Raw genomic sequence first — 5,206 nt, forward strand, 5'->3', positions numbered from 1 at the left:
CACCAAGTTCTCTCGACTGAAGTCATCAACGACAGCCAGAATGCGAAACCCCCGGCCATCTGTCAGCGCGTCAGATACAAAATCCAATGACCAACGCTGGTTTGGACCGTCAGGTAACACCATCGACTTGCGCGTGCCCAACGCGCAGGCAGGCTGAGATGGCTATCTTTGAATACATCAATGGCTTCTACAATCCGCGTCGTCGCCACTCAGCACTGGGCTGGAAAAGCCCCGTCGCTTTCGAACGTAAAGTGGCTTAAACGAGCACTCGGGGCGGCACGAAAACGCGACAGGTCCAATCAACATCGACGCCGCGCTCGTTCATGATTTCTTCGAGATCCCGATACGATACCGCAAACCGAACGTAGAAATAGACCGCGTATAGGATCACCTATTTCGGAAAATGTGCGCCTTTGAAACTGATCAATTGTTTAAACCTTGAATGAGATGTCGAAAGGCTGCCCAATGAACTTCACTGTCGAAAAGTGCAACAGCGCTCCAAAAGTTTGCGACACTACCCCAGACTTTCCCAAGCCTCACACCCCCCCCAAAAAAAAGCCACCGATATCCACCGTTTTTGAACGGTCCTACGAAGGCTGATAACCAACCTCCTTCTGGTGCCGCACTGCGACCACCAAAGCCACGTCCCTCTCCAAACGATAGAGCGCGAGATACCCGCTGGCGCCAAAACTGATCGGCCACTCCTGAAACTCTGGATCCATGTCATCGACGGGACGACCGACATCTGGATGGTCTGCAATGATTTGCATCCCATCACGGATAGCACCAGCCGCACGTCTGGCGGCATCAGGGTTCTTCTCGGCAAGAAAACGATAAAGGCGCTGCACATCTGCCAGTGCTTCGGGCGACCAGATCAGACGTGGCACTCAGGCGGCTCCTGATCGTCACCAGCGGCAAGCTGGGCCAGCCAAGCATCCGCCGCGGCATGTGTCACGTGCAGCCCAGTTTCCTGATAGGTGTTCCAGGCGCGAATACCGTCCTGGCGGAACGCTTCGCGCTTTTCCTCACGCTCGACGTATTGGGCAATCGCCTCGCGCATCATCCAATGCGGGGATCTGTCCCGCGCTTCAGCGAGAACTTTCACACGACTGTGGACGTCTTCGTCCAGTTTGACTGCAACGGGTGTTGGCATGGCTTTTCTCCATAGGTATCACTTTATACTACCTGTAGAGTAAAATCATTACCAGAGTTTATCTGAGCAGATGATTGATGCCCGTGGTATCGAAGGGGTTGGCCATCGGCTGGGGCGCAACTCTAACGCTTTTTTCCTAAGGCTTCCTTCAGCAGATCATTCTGCATGCTCATCTCAGCATACATCTTCTTGAGGCGCCGGTTTTGGTCGGCCATGTCCTTCATCTCTGAGATCAAAGACGCATCCATGCCTCCGAACTTTGCGCGCCACTTGTAGAAGCTTGCGCTGCTCATGCCATGTTCACGGCACAACTCAGACACGGGCATACCACCCTCCGCCTGCTTCAAAATGTCCATAATCTGCGCGTCGCTGTATCGTGCTGTCTTCATCAAAAATCTCCTCAGTTATTTTGCCGAGAAAACTCTACTTTTGAACACCACTAATTTTAGGGGGGATTACCATAGAGCCATATTGTGGCCGCGTGGTGGCTTATGAAGCCTACCAGCTCACCAACAACAACGCCAAAATTAAAGCCACGAAGACCCGCATTGCAATCCTTGAGAAACAGGCCGAGGCCGAAACAAAGCACTATGTTTTTCAAGGCGTTTGCGAAGTGATCGAAAAGTAAGCGTCTGGCCTGCCTGCACTGACACGCCATAGAGTGTGTTGATAAGTGTCCACCATTGATAGTGGACATCTTGAGGACGGATATGGCGGGCAAGAAGGGTCAGAAGAAGCGGTTCTGGTCGGATGAGGAGAAGGTGTCGATCTGCGCACAAACATGCGCGTCGGGGGTATCGGTAGCGCAGGTTGCACGTTGTTACGCCATGAACGCCAATCTGATCCACAAGTGGTTGCGTGATCGTAAGTTTGCGCCTGATCTGGAGGTGGTCGAAGAACAGGCCACCCCGGCACCGTGCTTTCTTCCGGTTGAGATCGTTGACCGGCCTGTAACCGAAGAACCTACCCCCCCTCTTGCGGCAAATGCCGCATCCGGCCAAAGCGCGATTGAGATCGATATCGCAGGCGGTCATCAGCTAAGGATTGTCGGCAGCTATGATCCAGAAGCACTGGCCCGGCTGATCCGAGGTCTTTCTGTATGATCCCGGTTCCGACGAACACGCGGGTCTGGCTGGCGGCGGGTGTGACTGACATGCGGCGGGGATTTACGACGCTTGCGGCACAGGCCGAACAAACGCTGAAGCAGGATCCGTTCACCGGACATCTGTTCGTCTTCCGTGGACGTCGCGGTGACCTGATCAAGATCATCTGGTGGGATGGTCAAGGCGCGTGCCTGTTCAGCAAGCGACTTGAGAAGGGCCGGTTTGTGTGGCCCTCAGCAAAAGAAGGCAAGATCGCTCTGACCGCCGCTCAGTTAGCGATGCTGTCGGAAGGGATCGATTGGCGTCTGCCGCAACGCAGTTGGACACCGCTCCAGGCAGGATAAATAGGCTTGGAACGGGCATGTGGGGATTCCTCTAAACATGCGGTCCTGCTATGGTTCGACCATGTTGGATGTCGACAAAACCCTGCCGAAAGACCCCGACGAGCTTAGGCAGTTCACGGCTCTTTTGCTGGCTGAGGTCAGGTCGCAGGCGGTCTTGATCGAGAAGCTGCGGCATCAATTGGCCGGTCAACGCCATCACCGTTTTGGATCGTCATCAGAAAGTATCGATCAGCTTCAGTTGGCACTTGAGACCAGCGAGATCGCAGTTGCCAAGATGACGGCAAAGCTGCGCCTTCCCGACGAGGAACCGAAGGATAAGCCAAAGCGACGCCCGATCCCTGACCACATCCCGCGCATGGAAGTCGAGTTGACCACTGGCGACGACGATTGCCGCCAGTGCGGTGGTGGATTGCGCCGTCTGGGCGAGGATGTCACCAGAAGAACTGGAATACGTTCCCGGTCGGTTCATCGTGAACCGCATCGTGAGACCACGCTTTGCGTGCTCAGGCTGCGAAGCATTCACACAAGCCACATTACCATCGCGCCCTATTGAACGCGGAAGGCCGGGACCGGGTTTGCTAGCCCATGTTCTGGTCAACAAATACGCCGACCACCTGCCGCTGTATCGTCAAAGCGGCATCTTTGAGCGCGACGGGATCGATATTGATCGTTCAACATTGGCCGACTGGGTCGGCAAATCCACAGCCCTTCTCGAGCCACTAGCAGATGCAATCGGGCGGCATGTGTTGGCCGGTCAGGCCATCTTTGCAGACGACACGCCAGTCAAGATGCTTGCACCCGGCACCGGCAAGACGGCAACCGCGCGATTGTGGGCCTATGGGCGTGACGAGAGGCCATGGGGCAGCGATGCGCCGCCTGCTAGCTGGTATCAATTCTCGCCAGACCGCAAAGGGCAGCACCCCAAAGATCATCTCGCAAAATATCAGGGTTGGATGCATGCGGATGGATATGCCGGGTTCGAAGACCTGTACCGGTCCGGTGATATCCGCGAGGTGGCCTGCATGGCACATGTCAGGCGTAAGTTCGTCGATGTTCACCGCGCCCAAGGTTCGGCCATCGCAGATGAAACCATAAAGCGCATCGCGCAACTGTATGCGGTAGAGAAAAAGGCCCGTGGATCACCACCAGATCAACGCGCCGATCTCCGACAAGCGCAGGCAAAACCGATCTTCGATGATCTGGAAATCTGGCTACACGCCCAACTGCCCAGTATCTCCGGCAAGTCGCCGCTGGCAGGCGCGATCCGCTACGCCCTGACCCGCATGGCGCGGCTCAGACCGTACCTCGAGCACGGCATCTTAGAATTGGACAACAACACCGCCGAACGCGCTATGCGATCCGTTGCAATCGGGCGCAAAAACTACCTGTTCGTCGGATCGCAGGCTGGCGGCAAGGCCGCCGCCATCGCCTATACCCTGATTGAAACCACCAAGCTGAATGGTGTCGACCCACAGGCATGGCTTGCGGACACACTCGCCCGCATCCCTGATTACAAGATTAACCGCGTCAGCGACCTGCTGCCTTGGAGTATTAACTAATGCAAATGATTGGCTTCCATACACCGGAACGTCCCGCGCCCCTTGGTCTCGATCTTCCTAAGCTTCGTGGTGGTGGGTCGTGCCCCTCTCAGTTCTATGGGGAAACCCATGATGGATTGGATGTGTATGTTCGATATCGCGGGGGTTCACTGCGTGTCCATGTTGGCTATGAACCGGGTGATGATGCGCTGCGCGACGGCAATTGCATTCTTGATGCAGACATCGGCCCCCCATTCGACGGCTCTATGTCATTGACCCAGTTTTGCGCAAACTTCGGAGTGACGGTCAACGGCATTATCCCGGACGAGACTGATCCAGACGCACATCGCTATGCAAATCTGACAGGACAGACCACATTTTGGAAAGCACATCTTAACAGGATCACCATCGACACTGCCCGCAAGATTGTTGCTAAAGCGTGGTCCGCCTTTCCAAACGCACTTTTGGTGAAACCCATAACGAACGACAAGTTCAAGCTCGAGCGCCTAGAACTAACCACGCCAGAACGGATCGACACTCTGCATGTTTGGTTGATCGACGGCCCGTCTCTTCTGACAGAGATCGACATAAATCCTGAGGACGGCATCTTGCATAAGTCAAATCAGCTGCAAGTCTCAATCGCCTTCTCAAGTTGGCAATATCCGGCCCCTAAATACACAAGCCAACTACGCCAAGCGGAAGAAGAGTTGGGTCAGACATTCTTCGTGCCCGGCGAACGCAACATGCCAAACGAGATCGCGCTTGCCACAGATGCCCTGAGCTTAAGCGCAAGCATCCCAAAAGAAGACCAGGTCAAGCGAGATGCACTTGCCAGTTTGGGAGAGATGATCTCACAACAGCTCCCGGTGACTCAGCTGGAACGTATTGATTTAGCGACAGGAAAACACATCGATTACATCGACAGGCCAATCGATCCGGTCATTATAAACTGGTGCAACTCTAGTGCCGACAGGTGGACGGCAGTAATCCGAGAGCAACGAAATGGCCCGTGGATCGGTGTGCGGCCTGCAAGTCAATGAAAAAAAAGCGCCTACACCGGACGCTTAC

General features: G+C 55.0%; 5 protein-coding genes and 5 pseudogenes. 5 read left to right on the forward strand and 5 right to left on the reverse strand.

The features are described from left to right. A pseudogene (locus ABJQ89_RS13455) lies at positions 1–144 on the reverse strand (IS3 family transposase); the annotation flags it as partial. On the opposite strand from ABJQ89_RS13455, the pseudogene ABJQ89_RS13460 reads away from it, so the two are divergent. After that, positions 141–260: pseudogene (locus tag ABJQ89_RS13460) on the forward strand (IS3 family transposase); the annotation flags it as partial. The pseudogenes ABJQ89_RS13455 and ABJQ89_RS13460 overlap by 4 nt on opposite strands. A 38-nt stretch (positions 261–298) precedes the next feature. On the opposite strand, the pseudogene ABJQ89_RS13465 reads toward ABJQ89_RS13460, so the two are convergent. The 4 genes and pseudogenes from ABJQ89_RS13465 to ABJQ89_RS13480 all read right to left on the reverse strand — a co-directional run. After that, positions 299–391, reverse strand: a pseudogene (locus ABJQ89_RS13465) (IS6 family transposase); the annotation flags it as partial. Between the two features lie 196 nt (positions 392–587). Continuing rightward, positions 588–887 (reverse strand): type II toxin-antitoxin system RelE/ParE family toxin, encoded by a 300-nt coding sequence (locus ABJQ89_RS13470; protein ID WP_348496725.1) that lies wholly within the window; start codon positions 885–887, stop codon positions 588–590. Then, complete coding sequence (locus ABJQ89_RS13475; RefSeq protein ID WP_348496726.1) at positions 875–1,153, reverse strand: CopG family ribbon-helix-helix protein; 279 nt, start codon at positions 1,151–1,153, stop codon at positions 875–877. Before ABJQ89_RS13475 ends, ABJQ89_RS13470 begins: the two co-directional genes overlap by 13 nt. Positions 1,154–1,281: 128 nt before the next feature. Further along, a pseudogene (locus ABJQ89_RS13480) lies at positions 1,282–1,542 on the reverse strand (transposase); the annotation flags it as partial. A 321-nt stretch (positions 1,543–1,863) separates the two neighbouring features. Here ABJQ89_RS13480 and ABJQ89_RS13485 point away from each other — a divergent pair. The 4 genes and pseudogenes from ABJQ89_RS13485 to ABJQ89_RS13500 all read left to right on the forward strand — a co-directional run bounded on the left by ABJQ89_RS13485 (position 1,864) and on the right by ABJQ89_RS13500 (position 5,178). Then, complete coding sequence (locus tag ABJQ89_RS13485; protein WP_348404290.1) at positions 1,864–2,256, forward strand: transposase; 393 nt, start codon at positions 1,864–1,866, stop codon at positions 2,254–2,256. After that, the gene (tnpB, locus tag ABJQ89_RS13490) at positions 2,253–2,600 is read left to right on the forward strand and encodes an IS66 family insertion sequence element accessory protein TnpB (protein WP_348489027.1); all 348 of its coding nucleotides are present in this window, start codon (positions 2,253–2,255) and stop codon (positions 2,598–2,600) included. Before ABJQ89_RS13485 ends, tnpB begins: the two co-directional genes overlap by 4 nt. Before the next feature lie 61 nt (positions 2,601–2,661). After that, positions 2,662–4,159, forward strand: a pseudogene (locus ABJQ89_RS13495) (IS66 family transposase). Further along, on the forward strand, positions 4,159–5,178 hold the full coding sequence (locus ABJQ89_RS13500) for a hypothetical protein (protein WP_348489026.1): 1,020 nt from the start codon (positions 4,159–4,161) through the stop codon (positions 5,176–5,178). The pseudogene ABJQ89_RS13495 and the gene ABJQ89_RS13500 overlap by 1 nt, the downstream one beginning before the upstream one ends. Positions 5,179–5,206 lie beyond the last annotated feature (28 nt).

Source organism: Planktotalea sp. (assembly GCF_039984035.1).
GTDB lineage: Bacteria > Pseudomonadota > Alphaproteobacteria > Rhodobacterales > Rhodobacteraceae > Planktotalea.

Bases quoted from the DNA above. Each gene is read 5' to 3' on its own strand.
- tnpB (WP_348489027.1), top strand. From the start codon at position 2,253: ATGATCCCGGTTCCGACGAACACGCGGGTCTGGCTGGCGGCGGGTGTG.
- ABJQ89_RS13485 (WP_348404290.1), top strand. From the start codon at position 1,864: ATGGCGGGCAAGAAGGGTCAGAAGAAGCGGTTCTGGTCGGATGAGGAG.
- ABJQ89_RS13500 (WP_348489026.1), top strand. From the start codon at position 4,159: ATGCAAATGATTGGCTTCCATACACCGGAACGTCCCGCGCCCCTTGGT.
- ABJQ89_RS13475 (WP_348496726.1), bottom strand. From the start codon at position 1,153: ATGCCAACACCCGTTGCAGTCAAACTGGACGAAGACGTCCACAGTCGT.